Genomic DNA, 18,610 nt, shown 5'->3' with positions numbered 1-18,610 from the left:
CCGCCGCCTCGGAGGCAGGGGAAGACGGGGCCGGCGTTCGGGATCCGGGCCGAGCGCTTTTCGGGATCCGGGCCGAGCGCTGAGGACCCTGCCGCCGACGGACCGCGCTGTCCCCGCCAAGGTCAACCGCCGTACACTCCCCGAGTGACCGTCACCGCAACCTCCGTGGACGAGTCGGACCAGCTCGACCCGCAGATCGCGCCCGCCTCGCGCGCGGCACGGCTCGTGCGCCTGGTTCCGGCCCTCGCCGCGGCGCTCTCCGGAGTGCTGCTCTACGTCAGCTTCCCGCCGCGCACCCTGTGGTGGCTGGCCCTGCCGGCCTTCGCCGTCTTCGGCTGGGTACTGCGTGGGCGTAGCTGGAAGGCGGGCCTCGGCCTCGGCTATCTCTTCGGGCTCGGCTTCCTGTTGCCGCTACTGGTGTGGACCGGTGTGGAGGTCGGCCCGGGCCCCTGGCTCGCGCTCGTCGCGATCGAGGCGGTCTTCGCCGCGCTGGTGGGCGCGGGGGTCGCGGTCGTATCGAAGCTGCCGGGCTGGCCGGTGTGGGCGGCGGCGCTGTGGATCGCGGGAGAAGCGGCACGCGCGCGTGCGCCGTTCAACGGCTTCCCCTGGGGCAAGATCGCTTTCGGCCAGGCCGACGGTGTCTTTCTCCCGCTCGCCGCGGTCGGCGGCACACCCGTGCTGGGCTTCGCGGTCGTCCTGTGCGGCTTCGGTCTGTGCGAGGTCGTACGCCTGGCCGTGGAGCGCAGGCGCACCCGGGCCGTGCAGCGGTCCGCCGCGGCCGTGGCCCTGCTGAGCGTGGCCGTGCCCGTGGTGGGTGCCGTGGCCGCGAGGCCGCTGGTCAGCGACAAGGCCGAGGACGGCACCGCGACCGTCGCGGTCATCCAGGGCAACGTGCCGCGCGCGGGACTGGACTTCAACTCCCAGCGACGCGCCGTACTGGACTACCACGCGCGGGAGACCGAGCGCCTGGCCGCCGAGGTCAAGGCGGGCAAGGCCGAGCAGCCCGACTTCGTGCTGTGGCCCGAGAACTCCTCCGACATCGACCCCTTCGCCAACGCCGACGCCCGCGCCGTCATCGACACGGCCGCCAAGGCGATCGGTGCGCCGATCTCGGTGGGCGGCGTCGTCGAGCGGGACGGCAAGCTGCTCAATGAGCAGATCCTGTGGGACCCGCAGAAGGGCCCCGTCGACACCTACGACAAGCGGCAGATCCAGCCGTTCGGCGAGTACCTGCCCCTGCGCTCGCTCGTCGGGGCGATCAACGAGAACTGGACCTCGATGGTCCGCCAGGACTTCAGCCGCGGCAGCGAACCGGGCGTGTTCACTATGGACGGCGCCAAGGTCGGTCTCGTCACCTGCTACGAGGCGGCCTTCGACTGGGCTGTCCGCTCCGAGGTCACCGACGGTGCGCAGATGATCTCCGTGCCGAGCAACAACGCCACGTTCGACCGCAGCGAGATGACCTACCAGCAGCTCGCCATGTCCCGCGTCCGCGCCGTCGAGCACAGCCGGACCGTCACCGTCCCGGTGACCAGCGGCGTCAGCGCGATCATCATGCCGGACGGCGAGATCACGCAGCGCACCGGCATGTTCGTGGCCGACTCGCTCGTCCAGAAGGTCCCGCTGCGCTCCACCGAGACGCCCGCCACGCGGTTCGGCATCCTGCCGGAGATCGCCCTGGTGCTCGTCGCCGCGGGTGGCCTCGGCTGGGCGATCGGCGCGGGGATGCGCACGAGGCGCGCCGGGGGCGTGTAGCGGTACGGCGGTTGTGGCGGGCCGGTCCTGCTGGTCGCACGCCCCCGGAACCTTCCGGGGGCGCCCCCACCGGCCCGTTAGGGTCAGGGACATGGCTACTCCTGACTTCATTCGTACGATCCGTGCCGCCGCCGGTCACCAACTGCTGTGGCTTCCCGGGATCAGCGCCGTCGTGTTCGACGACGAGGGACGGGTCCTGCTGGGGAAGCGCGCGGACAACCACAAGTGGACGGTGATCAACGGCATTCCCGACCCCGGCGAGCAGCCCGCGGCTTGCGCCGTGCGGGAGGTGTACGAGGAGACAGGCGTCCGGTGCGTCGCCGAGCGGGTCGTGCTCGTCAGGTCCAGCGGTGAGGTCACCTATCCCAACGGCGACATGTGCCAGTTCATGGACATAACCTTCCGCTGCCGTGCCGTCGGCGGGGAGGCACGGGTGAACGACGACGAGTCGGTCGAGGTGGGTTGGTACGAGGTGGACGCGCTGCCTGCGATGGAAGAGCGTCAGCTATTTCGGATCAAGCAGGCACTGACCGATGAACCCACGTGGTTCGAGCCTATGAGTGCGGACTGAAGTATGGGTTGCGACCATATGTGGCCTGGCAGGGGCGCTGCCTAGGGTCGAGCCATGACCCCGCCCAGCATCCTCCCGGCGCAAGGCTCGTCCTTGCCGTCCCCGCTCGACCTCGGCGGCCGCACAGCCCTCGTGACCGGAGCCGCCGGTGGCATCGGACGCGCGTGTGCGCTTCGGCTCGCGGCGGCGGGGGCCAAGGTAAGAGCGGTCGACCGGGATGCAGCCGGCCTGGAGGAGCTCGCCGAGCGGGCCCGCGGGCTCGCGGGAGCCGTCGAGCCGCACGCCCTCGACCTCACCGATCTGGACGCGGCGGAACTCGCCGCCGCCGGCACCGACGTCCTCGTGAACAACGCCGGGCTGCAACTGGTGCGCCCCATCGAGGAGTACCCGCCCGACGTCTTCCACACGGTGCTCACCGTGATGCTGGAGGCGCCGTTCCGGCTCATTCGTGGTGCCTTGCCACATATGTACGGGCAGGGCTGGGGCCGCATCGTCAATGTGTCCTCCGTACATGGGCTGCGCGCATCGGCCTTCAAGTCGGCCTATGTGGCCGCCAAACACGGCCTGGAGGGACTCTCCAAGACCGCTGCCTTGGAAGGCGCACCACATGGCGTCACCTCTAACTGTGTGAACCCCGCCTATGTGCGCACCCCACTGGTCGAGAAACAGCTCGCCGACCAGGCCAGGGCGCACGGAATCCCCGAGGAGCGGGTGCTGTCCGAAGTGATGTTGCAGGACAGCGCCGTCAAGCGGCTCATCGAACCGGAGGAGGTCGCCGAGGCCGTGGCGTACCTGTGCAGCCCGCGCGCGTCCTTCGTGTCCGGTACCTCGCTCGTGCTCGACGGTGGCTGGACCGCGCACTGACCGGCCGGGGCCGGCCGGATTCCGAGTTATCCACAGGGCTGACGGGGTGGCGGTGTGATGAGCAATCCTGTCGGCATGCCCCGCGATCACATGCACCCCGCCCAGCGCTCGCCATCCGATGCCGGAGCGCCCCTGAGCAGCGCCGAGGCACCGTTCCTCGAGCTGCTGGCCAGGGGCGCGTCCGCCGACGCCTATGAGCAGCCCGTGCTGCTCGCCCGTGCCGAGGGCAGATCCACCGAATGGATCGTCGCCCTCGAACAGGCCAAGCTGCTCGCGCTGCGTGTCCGCTCCGAGCTGGAGGGGCGGCGCAGACGCGAGGCCGAGCTGTCGGCCCTGTTCGAGACGGCCCACGACCTGGCCGGCCTGCGGGACCTGGACGCCGTCCTCCAGGCGATCGTGCAGCGCGCCCGGTCCCTGCTCGGCACGGACGTGGCCTATCTCAGCCTGAACGACCCGGCCCGGGGCGACACCTATATGCGGGTGACGGAGGGCTCGGTCGCCGCCCGCTTCCAGCAGTTGCGGCTCGGCATGGGCGAGGGTCTGGGCGGACTCGTCGCGCAGACGGCCCGCCCCTACGTCACCGACGACTACTTCAAGGACGACCGGTTCCAGCACACCCTCTCCATCGACGCCGGTGTGCGGGACGAGGGGCTGGTCGCCATCCTCGGAGTGCCGTTGACGCTCGGGCACCATGTCATCGGGGTCCTCTTCGCGGCGGACCGGCGGGCCCGGGTGTTCGAGCGGGAGCAGATCGCGCTGCTCGGCTCCTTCGCCGCCCTCGCCGCGGCCGCCATCGACACCGCGAACCTGCTCACCGAGACCCGCTCGGCCCTCGCCGACCTGGAGCGGGCCAACGAGATCATCCGGGACCGCAGCGGGGTCATCGAACGGGCCTCGGCCGTGCACGACCGGCTCGCCCAACTCGTGCTGCACGGCGGCGGGGTGCACGACGTGGCCGCCGCCGTCTCGCAAGTCCTCGATGGCACGGTCGAGTTCACCCAGGCGGCCGCCACACCGGCCAAGGCCCTGGAGGCATCCCGCGCAGAGGGCCACGCGGTGCGGCACGGCGACGACTGGATCGCCGCCGTGGTCGCAGGCGGTGAACTCCTCGGCGCACTGGTGCTGCGCGGCCACCCAGGCCTCGACCCCGTCGACCAGAGCACACTGGAGCGGGCCGCGACGGTCACCTCCCTTCTCCTGCTCGCCCGCCGCTCGGCGGCCGAGGCCGAACAGCGCGTACGGGGCGAGCTGCTGGACGATCTGCTCGACGCCCGCGACCGCGACCCACGGCTGCTGCGCGAGCGCGCCGCGCGGCTGTACGCCGACCTCGACGCCACGCACGTCGTCCTCGCCGCCCGCCTCGACGTAGCGACGGTCGACGCCGACCAGGAGGCGGCCGCCCGCAGACGCCTGTGGTCCGCCGCGTCCCACCTCGCCGCGACCCGGCACGGCCTGGCCGCCGCCCGTGACGGCGGCACGGTACTGGTCCTGCCCCTCGAAGCAGGGGAGAGCGCCACCGCAGTGGCCCGCCGGACCGCCCGGCACCTCGGGACGGCCGTCCAGGAGTCGGTCACCGTCGGAGCCTCCGCTCCGGTGGAGCAGCCGGCGGCCCACCCGGACGCCGTGGCCGCCGCCTACGAGGAGAGCCGGCGCTGCCTCGACGCGCTGCGGCTGCTGGGCCGCTCAGGGGACGGTGCCGCAGCCGAGGACTTCGGGTTCCTCGGGCTGCTGCTGGCCGGAGACCGGGACATCGCGGGCTTCGTCGACCGTACGATCGGCCACGTCGTCGCCTACGACGAACGGCGCGGCACCGATCTGCTGCAAACCCTCGACGCATACTTCGCCTGCGGCATGAGCCCGGCCCGCACGAAGGACGAACTGCACGTCCACGTGAACACGGTCGCGCAGCGCCTGGAGCGTGTCGGCCGCCTCCTCGGCGCCGACTGGCAGAGCCCCGCGCGGGTCCTCGAGATCCAACTGGCCCTGCGTCTGCACCGGTTGTCGGCACCGGCACAGCGCTGACCCCCGCACGCACGGGGCGTACGGGAGCCGATTCCCAGGGCCTTACGGGCGGACCGTCAGACGGTGTGCGCGTCCGCAGGCCGGGCCTCAGCAGGCTCCGCACCCGCCGGGCGCTCGACGTCGGCCAGGTCCCGGTGGCGGGTCTCCTTGGCGACACCGACCGCGACCAGCGTCAGGACGGCCGCGGAGATGACGTAGAGGGCGATCGGGGTGGAACTGCCATAGGCGTCCAGCAACGCGGTGGCGATCAGCGGGGCCGGCGCGCCCGCCGCGACGGAGGCGAACTGGGCGCCGATCGAGGCTCCGGAGTAGCGCATCCGGGTCGCGAACATCTCGGAGAAGAAGGCGGCCTGGGGTGCGTACATGGCGCCGTGGAACACCAGTCCCACGGTCACGGCGAGGAGCAGGTTGCCGAAGCTGCCCGTGTCGATGAGTGAGAAGAACGGGAACATCCACAGTCCGATCCCGGCCGCGCCCAGCAGATAGACGGGACGGCGCCCGATCCGGTCCGACAGTGCGCCCCAGCCCGGGATGACCGCGAAGTGGACGGCCGAGGCGATGAGGACCGCGTTGAGCGCCGTCTGCTTGGAGACGCCGGCCGACGTGGTGGCGTAGACGAGGATGAACGCCGTGATGACGTAGTAGCTGATGTTCTCCGCCATGCGCGCACCCATCGCCACCAGCACGTCTCGCCAGTGGTGCCGCAGCACGGAGACCAGCGGCAGCTTCTCGGCGTCGGCCTTTGCCGCATGCGTGGTCTTGCGCGCCTCCGCCTGCGCCAACGCCTCCTTGAACACAGGCGATTCATCGACAGACAGACGAATCCACAGACCGACGATCACCAGCACACCGGAGAGCAGGAACGGGATCCGCCAGCCCCAACTGCCGAAGGCGCTGTCCGACAGCACGGCGGTCAACAGCGACAGCACGCCGGTCGCGAGCAACTGGCCGGCGGGTGCACCTGTCTGAGGCCACGAGGCCCAGAACCCGCGTCGTCGCGCGTCCCCGTGCTCCGACACCAGCAACACGGCGCCGCCCCACTCACCACCGAGAGCGAAGCCCTGCACCAGCCGCAGCACGGTCAGCAGTACGGGCGCCGCGGATCCGATGGTCGCGTGCGTCGGCAAAAGCCCGATCGCGAAGGTCGCCCCACCCATCAGCAACAGGCTCAACACCAACAGCTTCTTCCGCCCGAGCCGGTCTCCGTAGTGCCCGAAGACAAGCGCCCCCAGCGGCCGTGCGGCGAACCCGACGGCGTAGGTCAGGAACGACAGCAGGGTGCCGACGAGCGGGTCGGAGTCCGGGAAGAACAGCTTGTTGAAGACGAGGGCGGCGGCCGATCCGTAGAGGAAGAAGTCGTACCACTCGATGGTGGTGCCGATGAGGCTGGCGGCGACGATGCGCTTGAGACTGGCGGGGGTGCCGGGCGTCGGTGGAGCGGATGCTGCGGAGGCCATGTGCGCCACTTCCTCGTGTGCGATGGGGACGGGTACGTGTCGGCACACCGTAGGAAGAGGCAGGTCAGGCGGACATGTGGTGGGACTACATAGTTCGGGGGTGGAGTATGCGTGCACCCCCTATGCCTTCACTTCGAAGTCCGAGTGAGGAGTTTTGTACCCATCACGTAGCGTCGCGACGGTACTGGGCAGGCTCGGGCTTTGTGGGCGGCCGGCCTTTGTTCAGGCGTCGTACGCGTAGAAGCCGCGGCCGCTCTTACGGCCGAGGTGGCCTGCGGCGACCATGCGGCGCAGTAGTGCCGGCGGGGCGTACAGCGGTTCCTTGAACTCCTCGTACATCGACTCGGCGACGGCTTGGGCGGTGTCCAGGCCGATCAGGTCGAGCAGGCGGAGCGGGCCCATGGGGTGGGCGCAGCCGAGTTCCATGCCCTGGTCGATGTCCTGGGGCCGGGCGCCGCCGGACTCCACCATCCGGACCGCGCTGAGCAGGTAGGGCACGAGGAGGGCGTTGACGACGAAGCCGGAGCGGTCGGGTGCCTGGATGGGCTGCTTGCCGAGTTGCGTGGCCAGGTCGCGGGTGCGCTGCACGGTGTCCGGGCTGGTGGTGAGGGCGGGAACGAGCTCGACCAACCTCTGTACCGGAACGGGGTTGAAGAAGTGCATGCCGATGACCTGGCCGGGCCGCTCGGTGGCGACGGCGAGATCGACGACGGGGATGGAGGAGGTGTTGGTGGCCAGGACCGCCGCGGGGTCTTCGACCGCCTTGTCCAGGGAGCGCAGGACGTCGGTCTTGATCTCGCGGTTCTCGGCGACGGCCTCGACGACGAATTGACGGTCGGACAGGTCACCGAGGTCGTGGGTGAACGAGAGCCGGGCGCGCGCCTGGTCGCGCTGTTCCTCGGTGATCTTGCCGCGCTGCACGCCTCGGTCGAGGGAGGCGGTGACTCGACGGCGGCCTGCCTCGACGGCGTCGGGGGTGGCTTCGGCGACACGGACGTCGAGGCCGCCCAGGGCGGCGACTTCGGCGATGCCGGAGCCCATGAGGCCGCAGCCGACGACGCCGAGACGGGTGACGGAGTCCATGTGATGTCCTATCCGGTCAGTGGTGGTCAGACGTTGCGGCGGTATTGGCCGCCGACCTCGAAGAAGGCGTCGGTGATCTGCTGCAGCGAGCAGACGCGGGCGGCGTCCATGAGGACGGCGAAGACGTTGTCGCCGCCCACCGCCGCGTCCTTGAGGGCAGCCAGGGCGGCGTGGGCCGGCTCCTGGTGTCGGGCCTGGAAGTCCTGTACGCGCGCCAGTTGGGAGTGCTTCTCCTCCTCGGTGGCGCGGGCGAGTTCGATGACGCCGGGCTCGGCGATGTCGGCGTGGGGGTTGCGGAAGGTGTTGACGCCGATGAGGGGCAGGGTGCCATCGTGCTTGCGCTGTTCGTAGAGCATCGACTCGTCCTGGATACGGCCGCGCTGGTAGCCGGTCTCCATCGCGCCGAGCACGCCGCCGCGCTCGCTGATCCGCTCGAACTCCTCCAGGACGGCCTCCTCGACCAGGTCGGTGAGTTCATCGATGACGAACGACCCCTGCAGAGGGTTCTCGTTCATCGCCAGGCCCCACTCCCGGTTGATGATCAACTGGATGGCCAGGGCGCGGCGGACCGACTCCTCGGTGGGGGTGGTGACGGCCTCGTCGTAGGCGTTGGTGTGCAGGCTGTTGCAGTTGTCGTAGATCGCGATGAGGGCCTGCAAGGTGGTGCGGATGTCGTTGAAGTCCATCTCCTGGGCGTGCAGCGAGCGGCCCGAGGTCTGGACGTGGTACTTCAGCTTCTGGCTGCGCTCGCCCGCGCCGTACTTCTCCTTCATCGCGACCGCCCAGATACGGCGGGCCACGCGGCCGAGGACGGAGTACTCGGGGTCCATGCCGTTGGAGAAGAAGAACGACAGGTTCGGGGCGAAGTCGTCGATGTGCATGCCCCGGGCGAGGTAGGCCTCGACGTAGGTGAAGCCGTTGGCCAGGGTGAAGGCGAGCTGGCTGATGGGGTTCGCGCCGGCTTCGGCGATGTGGTAGCCGGAGATGGACACCGAGTAGAAGTTGCGGACCTTCTGTTCGATGAACCACTCCTGGATGTCGGCCATCATCCGCAAGGAGAACTCGGTCGAGAACAGGCAGGTGTTCTGGCCCTGATCCTCCTTGAGGATGTCGGCCTGGACTGTGCCTCGCACGTTCGCCAGCGCGTGCGCCCGCAGCTCGGCCGCCTCCTCGGGCGACGGTTCGCGGCCCTCGGTGGCCCGGAAGCGGTCGAGTCGCTGGTCGACGGCGGTGTTGAGGAAGAAGGCCAGGATGGTCGGCGCGGGCCCGTTGATCGTCATCGACACCGACGTCGTCGGCGCGACCAGGTCGAAGCCGTCGTAGAGCGCCTTCATGTCCTCCAGCGTGGCCACCGAGACTCCGGAGGTGCCGACCTTGCCGTAGATGTCGGGGCGTTCGTCGGGGTCGCGGCCGTAGAGGGTGACGGAGTCGAAGGCGGTGGACAGGCGGGTGGCGGGCTGGCCCTCGGAGAGCAGCTTGAAGCGGCGGTTGGTGCGGAACGGGTCGCCCTCGCCGGCGAACATCCGCGCCGGGTCCTCACCGTCACGCTTGAAGGGGAACACCCCGGCGGTGAAGGGGAAGTGGCCGGGCAGGTTCTCCCCGCGCCAGAACCGCACCAGCTCCCCGTGGTCGGTGAAGCGGGGCAGGGCGACTCGGGGGATCTTGTTGCCGGAGAGCGACTCGCGGGTCAGCTTGGTGCGGATCTCCTTGTCACGGACCTTCACGACCTGCTCGTCGCCGGAGTAGGCGGCGATGACGGCGGGCCAGTTCTCGATCTGCTCGCTGATGTCGTGCGGGAGCCGCCTGCGGGCCTCGTCGAGCAGTGACTGCACGTTCTCGGCGTCGGAGCCGGCCTCGACGAGCTCGCCCCGGACCGCGTCCAGGCGCTGCACCCGCCGTGCCGCCTCGGCCAGTTGGGCGGTCTCGCCGTGGTAGGCGCGGACGGTGTCGGTGATCTCGGCGAGGTAGCGCACCCGGTCCGCGGGAACCACCTGCCGGATGCCGGAGGAGTGGCGAATGTCGACCGGCGCCAACGCGCCCTCCGACAGCGGCAGTCCCTTCTCGGCCAGGGCGGCCTTCAGGTGCTGGTGCAGCGCGGTGACGCCGTCGTCGTTGAACGTGGCCGCCGAGGTGCCGTACACCGGCATGTCCTTGGGCCGCATCCCGAACGCCTCGCGGTTGCGGACGAGTTGGCGGCCCACGTCGCGCAGCGCGTCCTTGGCGCCGCGCCGCTCGAACTTGTTGATCGCCACCACGTCGGCGAAGTCGAGCATGTCGATCTTCTCGAGCTGCGAGGCGGCACCGAACTCCGGCGTCATCACGTACAGCGAGGTGTCGACGAACGGCACGATCGCCGCGTCGCCCTGGCCGATGCCCGGCGTCTCCACGATCACCAGATCGAACCCGGCGGCCTTCACGACGTCGATCACGTCCGCGAGGTGCTCGGGCAGCTCGCGGCTGCCGCGGGTGGCCAGGCTGCGGAAGAAGACCCGGCTGCCGTCCAGGGAGTTCATCCGGATCCGGTCACCGAGCAGGGCGCCACCGCCGCGGCGCCGGGTCGGGTCGACCGCGATCACCGCGATCCGCAGCTTGTCCTGCTGGTCGACACGGAACCGGCGCACCAACTCGTCGGTCAGCGACGACTTCCCCGAACCACCGGTGCCGGTGATGCCGAGCACCGGAACCGACCCGGCGGCAGCCGTGGCACGCAGTTGTGCGAGGAACTCCGGGGGCAGTTTGCCGAGTTCCGCACCGGTGATGGCGCGGGCGATCGCGAACCGGTCACCGGCCAGTACTGCGGCAGCGTCGGCCGGCTTGCCGTCCCAGAGGTCGAAGTCGCAGTCCCGCACCACCGAGTTGACCATCCCGGCCAGCCCCATCCGCTGGCCGTCCTCCGGGGAGAAGATGGTCACCCCGCCGTTACGCAGCCGGGCTATCTCGTCGGGCACGATGACGCCCCCTCCGCCGCCCACCACGCGGATGTGGCCGGCGCCCTGCGCGCGCAGCGACTCGACCAGGTACTCGAAGTACTCGACGTGCCCGCCCTGGTAGGACGAGACGGCCACGCCGTGTGCGTCCTCCTCCAGCGCCGCGTCCACGACCTCCCGTACCGACCGGTTGTGGCCCAGGTGGATCACCTCGGCACCCTGGGACTGGAAGATCCGCCGCATGATGTTGATCGACGCGTCGTGCCCGTCGAACAGAGCTGAAGCGGTGACCAGGCGAACAGGGTGCACGGGACGGTGCAGATCGCTCATGAGGGCCTTCCCGGACGGAGCGGGGGTATTACTGACGCCAGAGATACTAGGACGTCCTAGTAAATTGCTGGAGGTGATCGCCGTCACAGGTCGAGGACCAGGCGAGGCCCGCACGAGCGGGAGACACAGATGAGCATGGTGTCGCCGGCGGCCCGCTCGTCCTCGCTCAGCAGCGAGTCGCGATGGTCGGGTTTGCCGTCCAGTACGTCCGTCTCACAGGTGCCGCACGTGCCTTCCCGGCACGAGAAGTCGACCGCGACGCCTGCCTCCTCGACGGTTTCGAGTACCGAGCGGTCCGACGGCACGGTGAGGGTGAGCCCGGAACGAGCGAGCTCCAGCTCGAAGGCCCCGGCCGGGCCGGACCCGTTCGGCTGCGTCGGGGCGAACCGCTCGACGCCCAGCGTGCCGGGGGGCCAGCCCGCGCACTGCTCCTGCACCGCCAGCAGCAGGGGTTCGGGACCGCAGGCGTGCACCAGGGTGCCCTCCTCGGGTGCGCCGAGGTGGGCGGCGAGGTCCAGCAGGCCGTACTCGTCCTGCGGACGGATGAGCACGCGGTCCCCGTGCGGGGCGAGGCGGTCGAGGAACGCCATGGAGGTGCGGGTGCGGCCGCCGTACAGCAGAAGCCAGTCGTCTCCCGCGGCCTCGGCGGCCTCCACCATGGGAAGGATGGGCGTGATGCCGACGCCGCCGGCGATGAACAGATGGCGTGCGGCGGGCCGCAACGGGAAGTTGTTCCGCGGTCCGCGGACCCGCACGGTGGTGCCTTCGCGCAGATGGTCGTGGACGTACGCGGAACCGCCCCGGCCCCGCGGCTCGTGCAGCACGGCGATCTGCCAGGCCGCATGCTCGGCCGGGTGGCCGCACAGGGAGTACTGGCGGATCAGGCCGCCCTCTTCACCGTCGTCGCCGTCCAGGAGTACGTCGATGTGGGCGCCCGGAGCCCAGGCGGGAAGGACACCGCCGTCGGGGCGGCGCAGGGTGAGGGAGACGACGCCGTCGGCGGCGGGGGTGCGGGTCGCCACGGTGAGGGTCGTCCAGGCGGGCAGTCGGTCGTTCATGGTGAGTCAGCTCCGGGGGTCAGGCCTGCGTCGGCACATGAAGCAGCAGCGCGTCGCCCTGGCCGCCGCCCCCGCACAGGGCCGCTGCTCCGCTGCCGCCTCCGCGCCGTCGCAGTTCGGTCGCGAGGGTCAGCACCAGCCGGGCTCCGGTCATGCCGACCGGGTGCCCGAGCGCGATCGCGCCGCCGTTGACGTTCACCTTGTCCAGGGGGATGTCCAGCTCCCGTACGGAATCCAGGGCCACCGAGGCGAACGCCTCGTTGATCTCGAACAGGTCCAGATCGGCGCACTTCAGCCGGCCGTCCCGGGACAGGGCGTCGTGGACCGCCCCGGCCGGCTGGACGAGCAGTGAGGGGTCGGGGCCCGCGACCGTGCCGTAGGCGCCGATCTCGGCGAGCGGGGTCAGGCCCTCCCGGCGGGCGCGCTCCGCGCTCATCACGACGACGGCTGCGGCGCCGTCGGAAAGCTGTGACGAGTTGCCCGCGGTGATCGTGCCTGCCCCCGAGAAGGCCGGCTTGAGCCGCCCCAGGCCCTCTGCGGTGCTCCCCGGCCGTACGCCTTCGTCGGTGTCGACCACCGTCTCGCCCCGGCGCCCGCCCACGGTGACCGGGACGATCTCCTCGGACAGCGCACCCGACTCCTGCGCCTGGGCGGCCCGTTGATGGGACAGCGCGCTGTACGCGTCCTGCTCCTCGCGCGTCATGGCGTACGGCTGCTGGTACCGCTCGGTGGCCGCTCCCATGGACACGCCGTCGAAGGCGCAGACGAGGGCGTCGCGGTCGAGGGCGTCCTCGACGGCGGTGGCACCGTACTTCCATCCGGTGCGTGATCCGCGCAGCAGGTGCGGGGCGCCCGACATGGATTCCATGCCGCCGGCGACGACCACCTCGTGACGGCCGGAGGCGATCACGAGGTCGGCCAGGGCGATGGCGTGCAGACCGGACAGACAGAGCTTGTTGACGGTGCTCGCGGGGACGGAGAACGGAATGCCGGCGCGGATCGCGGCCTGCCGTGCCGGGTTGGGGCCGGCCCCGGCCTGCACGACATGGCCCATGACGACGGCTTCCACGGCTGCCGGGTCCAGGTGCACGGCGGCCAGCGTCGCGCCGATCGCGTGGGCGCCGAGGTCGACGGCGGACACCGTGCTCAGGGCGCCCATGAGTCTGCCGATGGGCGTCCTTGCTCCGGCGACGATGACGGATCCGGGCATGGCCGGGACCTCCTGGGGAGTGGGACGGGGTCAGGCGGCCGCGTCGACGGCACGTCGGGCGATCATGTGGGCCGTTTCGTTCACCGAGTGCAGAACGATCCGGCCGCCGGGCATGCGCCGCACCCGGCTGACGGACGTGTAGCCGGGATGGAACCAGAACATCGTCGGCAGACCGAGCACCGTCGCCAGGTAGGTGTTGGTGATGCCGCCGTGACAGACGGCTGCGACCCGTCTGCCGGGATGGGCGTCGAGGATGGTGTCCATGGCCCGTACGGCACGCGCGCGGAAGGCGTCCCAGTCCAGATCGGGCACGAAGTCCTCGTAGCGTCCCTCGGCGAGCGCCGCCGCGCGGGGATCCTCCGGGCCGATCTGCTCCGGTGGCGTGTAGGGGTGGGAGACGTCGGTGTCCCACTCGCGCAGGTCGTCGAGGACGGTGGCGGTCATGCCGGTGAGGCGTTCCAGGGGAGCCACCGTCTCGCGGGCACGCTGGAACGGGCTGGTGTACAGGGCGTCGACGTCCTCGTGCACGAGCCAGGCGGCGAGACGTTCCGCCTGGGCGCTGCCCTCCTGCGACAGCCCCGGGTCGAACACGCCCGCCAGGGGGAGACCGTGCCGGACGAGGAGGAGTTCGGTCATGGGTGATCCTTCGTACGCGTGAGGGGCGGGCGGGTCGGCTCAGCCGGCGATGGTCCGTTCCGAGCGCCAATAGGGGCGGCGCATCGCACGCTTGTCGAGCTTGCCCATCGCGTTGCGCAGCAGCTCGGGGACGAACTCGTACGACTTCGGGCACTTGTAGGCGGCGAGGCGGTCGTGGCAGAACCGGTCCAGCTCTTCGGCCGGCGGCGCGTCCGCCGCGGCCACGACAAGCGCCCGCAGCGACTCGCCGAAGTCCGGGTCGGGCACGCCGATGACCGCGATCTCGGCGACCGCCGGATGCTGCCGCAGGACCGCCTCGCTCTCGGCCGGGTACAGGTTCACGCCGCCGGAGACCACGACGTCAGCGGCCCGGTCGGTGATGAAGATGTAGCCGTTCGCGTCGACGTAGCCGATGTCGCCGAGCGTGAAGACGCCGGGGGAGAGATAAGCGGACCTGGTCTTGTCCGGGTCCGCGTGGTAGCGGACGCCCTGGTCCTCCGGAGCCCGGAAGGCCAGCAGTCCGCGTTCGCCGGGCGGCAGTTGCCGCCCGTCGTCGTCGGTGACCAGGACCTCGAACGGGGGCCGGACCCGCCCGACCGAGCCCGGGTGCGCCAGCCACTCGGCGCTGCTGATGCGGGCGACGGTTCCCGCTTCGCTGGCGCCGTACGACTCGGTCAGCACCGGGCCGAACCACTCGATCATGGCTCGCTTCACGTCCGGCGGGCACGCGGAGCCGGTGTGCGAGACCTGCCGCAGGCTGGAGACGTCGTAGCGGGCGCGGACCTCTTCCGGGAGGGCGAGGAGCCGTTGGAAGTGGGTGGGCACCATCACCGTCGAGGAGACCCGCCACCTCTGCACCCGGCTGAGGAACGTCTCCGCGTCGTATCTGTCGAGGACGATGACCGGCTGACCGGCCGCCAGGTGACGCAGTGAGGTCAGCGGCGCGTTGTGCTGCAGCGGGCCGCACACCAGGTGCGGTCCCGGCGGGAATCCCGGCCGGGAGGCCATCGCGGCGAGGTAGGCGGAGCTGTCGGCGACCGGGCCGCTCACCCAGCGCACCTCGGTGCCGCGCGCCCGTCCGGTGGTTCCCGAGGTGTAGACGAGCGGAGGCCGGGCGGGCCGGTCCGTCGGGGCCGTGCGCCCGGCGGGCGCGGCCGCGAGCCATGCGTCCCAGGCGAAGGCGTGCCCCACTGCCGGGGTTCCGTGCATCACGACCGGAAGGCCCAGTTCCCGGGCCGCGTCGAGGGCGGCACCCGCGCCGACCGGTCCGGCGATGATTCCGGTCACGCCCGCGTCGATGATCTGGTCGACGAGTTCGCCCGACGTGAGATTCCGGGAGGTGGCCACGGTCCCCACTCCGGCACGCAGGCCCGCCAGATGGGCCACGAGCGTCGGGATCGCGTTGTCGCCGAGGACGGCGACCCGGTCGTCGGGGCCGGGCGCGAGCTCCAGCAGCCGTGCCGTCGCCCGCGCCACCTGGTCGGCGAGGCCCGACCAGGACAGCACGCCCAGGTCGTCCGCCAGGGCGGGCTCGTCGGGTGTCTCCTGGGCGCGACGGTCGAATGGCAGCAGCGACATGGCTCCTCCGGCGGCTCCTGGGCCTCTCCCGATTCGAAGGGAGAGGAGATGCGGAGACTGTAGCGTTTATCAAGAAAGTGCGGAACACTCTGGTTCCAGGCGGAGTCATTTTCCCAAGTTCCAGAGGTGGGGGCGGTGTACTCCCGATCACCGTTACTCAAACTGCCGTCTGGTAAGTATTCGAGGAGGAGCCATGTCCCAGCCCGATCCGGACGCATGGCGCACACAGGTCCGGCAGTGGCTGGCCGGCGTGCTCGAACCGGCGCGGGCGCCGCAGTCCGCCACAGGGGCGGCCGACCTCGCCGTGTTCCACAACCTCCCGGAGGACAAGGAACGCCTGCTCCTGGGGCGCTGCCGCGTCTACCAGCGCGCCCGCTTCGACGCCGGCTACCAGGCACTGACCCTCCCCGAGGACAAGGGCGGCGCGGGCCTGACCGCCGCCCACGTGGCGGCCTTCGCCGAGGAGGAGTCCGCCTTCGAGGTGCCGCCGTCCACCGAGCTGATCAGCGTCACGGTGCGCCTTGTCGGCATGGCGGTCTCCCTGTTCGGGACGGCCGAGCAGCGTGACACGTACGCGCGCGCGTTCCTGCGCACCGACCTGCTGGCCTGTCAGCTCTTCAGCGAACCCGGTGCCGGATCCGACCTCGCGGCCCTGCGCACCCGTGCCCGCCGAGAAGGCGACGAGTGGGTGATCGACGGTCAGAAGGTGTGGACCTCGGGCGCCCAGTTCGCCGACTACGGTCTGCTGCTCGCCCGCACTGACCCGGACGTGGTCAAACAGGCCGGCATCACCGCCTTCCTGGTCCCGATGGACGCCACCGGCGTGGAGGTGCGCCCCATCCGTCAGATGAGCGGCGGCGCCTCCTTCAACGAGGTCTTCCTCAGCGGCGTCCGTGTTCCGGACCGGCTGAGGATCGGGCGACCGGGCCAGGGCTGGGAGGTCGCCACCACCACGCTCGCCTTCGAGCGGACCGCCTCCGGCGGCGGCAACCGTCGCAAGGGCGGCACGTTCGCGGACGTCCTCGCACTCGCTCGCTCCCTCGGCCGCACCGAGGACCCGCTGGTCCGCCAGCGCCTCGCCGACCTGTACGTACGCGCCGCCCTGCGCGCGGCCACCGTGGACCGCGTCGCCAGGACGAGCGCCGCCGGCGGTCGGCCGGGACCGGAGGCGTCGCTGACCAAACTCATGGCCTCCGACCTGCTCACCCGCACAGGACAGGTCGCGGTCGAGCTGATGGGCGCGCGGATCAGCGCCGACACCGGGGAGGCGGGCACCTTCGCCTGGGCGCAGCACCTGCTCGGCGCCCCCGGCTACCGGCTGGCCGGAGGCACCGACCAGATCCAGCGCAACCTGATCGGCGAACGGGTGCTGAAGCTGCCGCCGGAGCCGCGGGTGGACCGCATGCCGTTCTCGCAGCTTCCCGGCAACTGAGGCGCAGGGTCCTCTTCAACAGCAGCATTCGGCAGTCACATTCGGCAATCGCATTCGGCAGTCGCGTTCGCCAATCACAAAGGAGTGACATCGATGGATCTGGGACTGACAGGCGCGAAGGCGCTGGTGACCGGCGCGAGCCGGGGCATCGGCCGGGCGATCGCCACCACCCTGGCGGCCGAGGGCTGTGCCCTGGCGCTGTGCGCCCGGGGCGAAGAAGGACTGGCCAAGACCGCCGCCGAACTGCGCGGCGAGGGGGCCACGGTGTTCGCGGAACCGGTCGACGTCACCGACCCGGCCGCGCTCGTGGGCTTCGTGCAGCGCGCGGCCGGTGAACTCGGCGGCCTGGACCTGCTGGTGTCCAACGTGTCGGCGGGCAACGTGAAGGGCCCCGAGTCCTGGGAGGCCAGCCTGCGCGGCGACCTGATCCCGTTCGCGGGACTCGTCGAGGCGGCCCTGCCTCACCTGGAGGCCTCCGACCGGGCCGCCGTCGTCGCCATCGGCACCACCAACGCCTCCGACACCGCGCGCCCGGCCGGAGCGAACTCGTACTCCGCGCTCAAGGCAGCCGTGGTCCAGCACGCCTCGGCCCTCGCGCACGCCCTCGCGCCGAAGGGCATCCGCGTCAACACCGTCTCGCCCGGCCCGATCGACTTCCCCGGCGGCGCCTGGGAGACCATCCGCACCAGCCGCCCGGAGGTGTACGAGGAGGTGCTCGCCAAGCTCCCGATCGGCCGTTACGGCACCGCGCAGGACGTAGCAGCGGCGGTGGCGTTCCTGCTCGGGCGGACCGGCTCCTTCTGCGTCGGGGTCAACCTCGTGGTGGACGGCGGGCTGCTCACCCGCGTCCAGTACTGAGCCGTGGCGGGCCCGGCCGGCCGCCTGGACGCCGTGTTGGTCTGCGGCGGCCGCTGGCACGACTTCGACTACGCGCGGCTTCGGCTGCTGGAGCTGCTCGGTGAGCATCCACGGGTGCGCACCACCGTGTATCAGGACTACGACTGCGTGGCCGCGCTCGACAAGGCCGACCTGCTGGTCACCTACACCTGTGACGTCCGGCCCCGCCCGGCACAGCGGGCCGCGCTGGCCCGGTTCGTCGAGCGGGGCGGGCGCTGGCTCGCCCTGCACGGCACCAACTCGGTGATCGAGCCGTCGGCGGGTGACGGACCGCGGGTGTTCACGACCCCGCGGCTCCTGGGGGAACTGGCGCCGGTGCTCGGCAGCCAGTTCCTGGCCCATCCGCCGATCGAGCCGTACGAGGTGCGGGTGACCCGGCCCGAGCATCCGCTGGTCGCCGGGGTCGGCCCGTTCACGGTCACCGACGAGCTGTACGTGTGCGAGCTGCACGGGGAGTTGGAGGTGCTGCTGCATGCCGAGTACACGGGGCCCTGCCGCGGTTTCGCCGAGGGTGACACGGCGGCCCTCGACGCCGCGCCCCGACCGGTGCTGTATCTCAAGCGGCACGGTCTCGGCGAGGTCTGCTACTTCACCCTCGGGCACTGCAGGGGCCGTTACGACGTACAGGACCTGGGCGTGGACGACACCGGCCGGGTGGATCGCGGGCCGTGGGAAGCGCCGGAGTTCATGACGGTGCTGCGGCGGTGTGTGGGGCGGACGGTGAGTGGGCGAAACCCGGCAGAGGAGCGGGCCGGCACTTGAGCGGGGCTCGGGCGCCGGCCCTGCACGG

Annotated in this window: 14 protein-coding genes; 7 read left to right on the top strand and 7 right to left on the bottom strand. The window is 71.0% G+C overall.

All coding sequences use genetic code 11. The features are described from left to right. Window positions 1–144: 144 nt before the first annotated feature. The 4 genes from lnt (at window position 145) to ACZ69Q_RS12140 (ending at window position 5,212) form a co-directional block, all read left to right on the top strand. Window positions 145–1,755, top strand: a complete 1,611-nt coding sequence (gene lnt / locus ACZ69Q_RS12155) for an apolipoprotein N-acyltransferase (protein ID WP_471040554.1) — start codon at window positions 145–147, stop codon at window positions 1,753–1,755. Between the two features lie 91 nt (window positions 1,756–1,846). Beyond that, on the top strand, window positions 1,847–2,326 hold the full coding sequence (locus ACZ69Q_RS12150; RefSeq protein ID WP_471040551.1) for an NUDIX hydrolase: 480 nt from the start codon (window positions 1,847–1,849) through the stop codon (window positions 2,324–2,326). Between the two features lie 54 nt (window positions 2,327–2,380). Continuing rightward, complete coding sequence (locus ACZ69Q_RS12145; RefSeq protein WP_471040548.1) at window positions 2,381–3,190, top strand: 3-hydroxybutyrate dehydrogenase; 810 nt, start codon at window positions 2,381–2,383, stop codon at window positions 3,188–3,190. Window positions 3,191–3,265: 75 nt separating this feature from the next. Then, window positions 3,266–5,212, top strand: a complete 1,947-nt coding sequence (locus tag ACZ69Q_RS12140) for a helix-turn-helix domain-containing protein (RefSeq protein WP_471040545.1) — start codon at window positions 3,266–3,268, stop codon at window positions 5,210–5,212. A 56-nt stretch (window positions 5,213–5,268) separates the two neighbouring features. On the opposite strand, the gene ACZ69Q_RS12135 is transcribed toward ACZ69Q_RS12140, so the two are convergent. The 7 genes from ACZ69Q_RS12135 to ACZ69Q_RS12105 all read right to left on the bottom strand — a co-directional run bounded on the left by ACZ69Q_RS12135 (window position 5,269) and on the right by ACZ69Q_RS12105 (window position 15,491). Further along, complete coding sequence (locus tag ACZ69Q_RS12135; RefSeq protein WP_471040542.1) at window positions 5,269–6,669, bottom strand: MFS transporter; 1,401 nt, start codon at window positions 6,667–6,669, stop codon at window positions 5,269–5,271. Between the two features lie 222 nt (window positions 6,670–6,891). Beyond that, window positions 6,892–7,752, bottom strand: a complete 861-nt coding sequence (locus tag ACZ69Q_RS12130; RefSeq protein WP_471040540.1) for a 3-hydroxybutyryl-CoA dehydrogenase — start codon at window positions 7,750–7,752, stop codon at window positions 6,892–6,894. Between the two features lie 26 nt (window positions 7,753–7,778). Beyond that, the gene (gene icmF / locus ACZ69Q_RS12125) at window positions 7,779–11,009 is read right to left on the bottom strand and encodes a fused isobutyryl-CoA mutase/GTPase IcmF (protein WP_471040538.1); all 3,231 of its coding nucleotides are present in this window, start codon (window positions 11,007–11,009) and stop codon (window positions 7,779–7,781) included. 83 nt (window positions 11,010–11,092) lie between these two features. After that, window positions 11,093–12,067, bottom strand: a complete 975-nt coding sequence (locus tag ACZ69Q_RS12120; RefSeq protein WP_471040535.1) for a PDR/VanB family oxidoreductase — start codon at window positions 12,065–12,067, stop codon at window positions 11,093–11,095. A gap of 19 nt (window positions 12,068–12,086) precedes the next feature. Then, the gene (locus tag ACZ69Q_RS12115) at window positions 12,087–13,277 is read right to left on the bottom strand and encodes an acetyl-CoA C-acyltransferase (protein WP_471040532.1); all 1,191 of its coding nucleotides are present in this window, start codon (window positions 13,275–13,277) and stop codon (window positions 12,087–12,089) included. A gap of 30 nt (window positions 13,278–13,307) precedes the next feature. Beyond that, window positions 13,308–13,913 (bottom strand): histidine phosphatase family protein, encoded by a 606-nt coding sequence (locus ACZ69Q_RS12110; RefSeq protein ID WP_471040530.1) that lies wholly within the window; start codon window positions 13,911–13,913, stop codon window positions 13,308–13,310. 39 nt (window positions 13,914–13,952) lie between these two features. After that, on the bottom strand, window positions 13,953–15,491 hold the full coding sequence (locus ACZ69Q_RS12105; RefSeq protein WP_471040527.1) for an AMP-binding protein: 1,539 nt from the start codon (window positions 15,489–15,491) through the stop codon (window positions 13,953–13,955). A gap of 193 nt (window positions 15,492–15,684) precedes the next feature. On the opposite strand from ACZ69Q_RS12105, the gene ACZ69Q_RS12100 reads away from it, so the two are divergent. The 3 genes from ACZ69Q_RS12100 (at window position 15,685) to ACZ69Q_RS12090 (ending at window position 18,582) form a co-directional block, all read left to right on the top strand. Continuing rightward, window positions 15,685–16,923 (top strand): acyl-CoA dehydrogenase family protein, encoded by a 1,239-nt coding sequence (locus tag ACZ69Q_RS12100; protein ID WP_471040525.1) that lies wholly within the window; start codon window positions 15,685–15,687, stop codon window positions 16,921–16,923. A gap of 93 nt (window positions 16,924–17,016) precedes the next feature. Beyond that, window positions 17,017–17,781, top strand: coding sequence for an SDR family NAD(P)-dependent oxidoreductase (locus ACZ69Q_RS12095; RefSeq protein WP_471040522.1), 765 nt, complete (start codon window positions 17,017–17,019; stop codon window positions 17,779–17,781). 3 nt (window positions 17,782–17,784) lie between these two features. Next, a complete protein-coding gene (locus tag ACZ69Q_RS12090) occupies window positions 17,785–18,582 on the top strand; it encodes a ThuA domain-containing protein (protein ID WP_471040519.1) in 798 nt (265 codons plus the stop codon). Window positions 18,583–18,610 lie beyond the last annotated feature (28 nt).

This window comes from Streptomyces sp. NPDC036764 (genome assembly GCF_055609385.1).
Note: the sequence above shows the minus strand (reverse complement) of the source record. Positions and strands in the feature narration are given on the sequence as shown.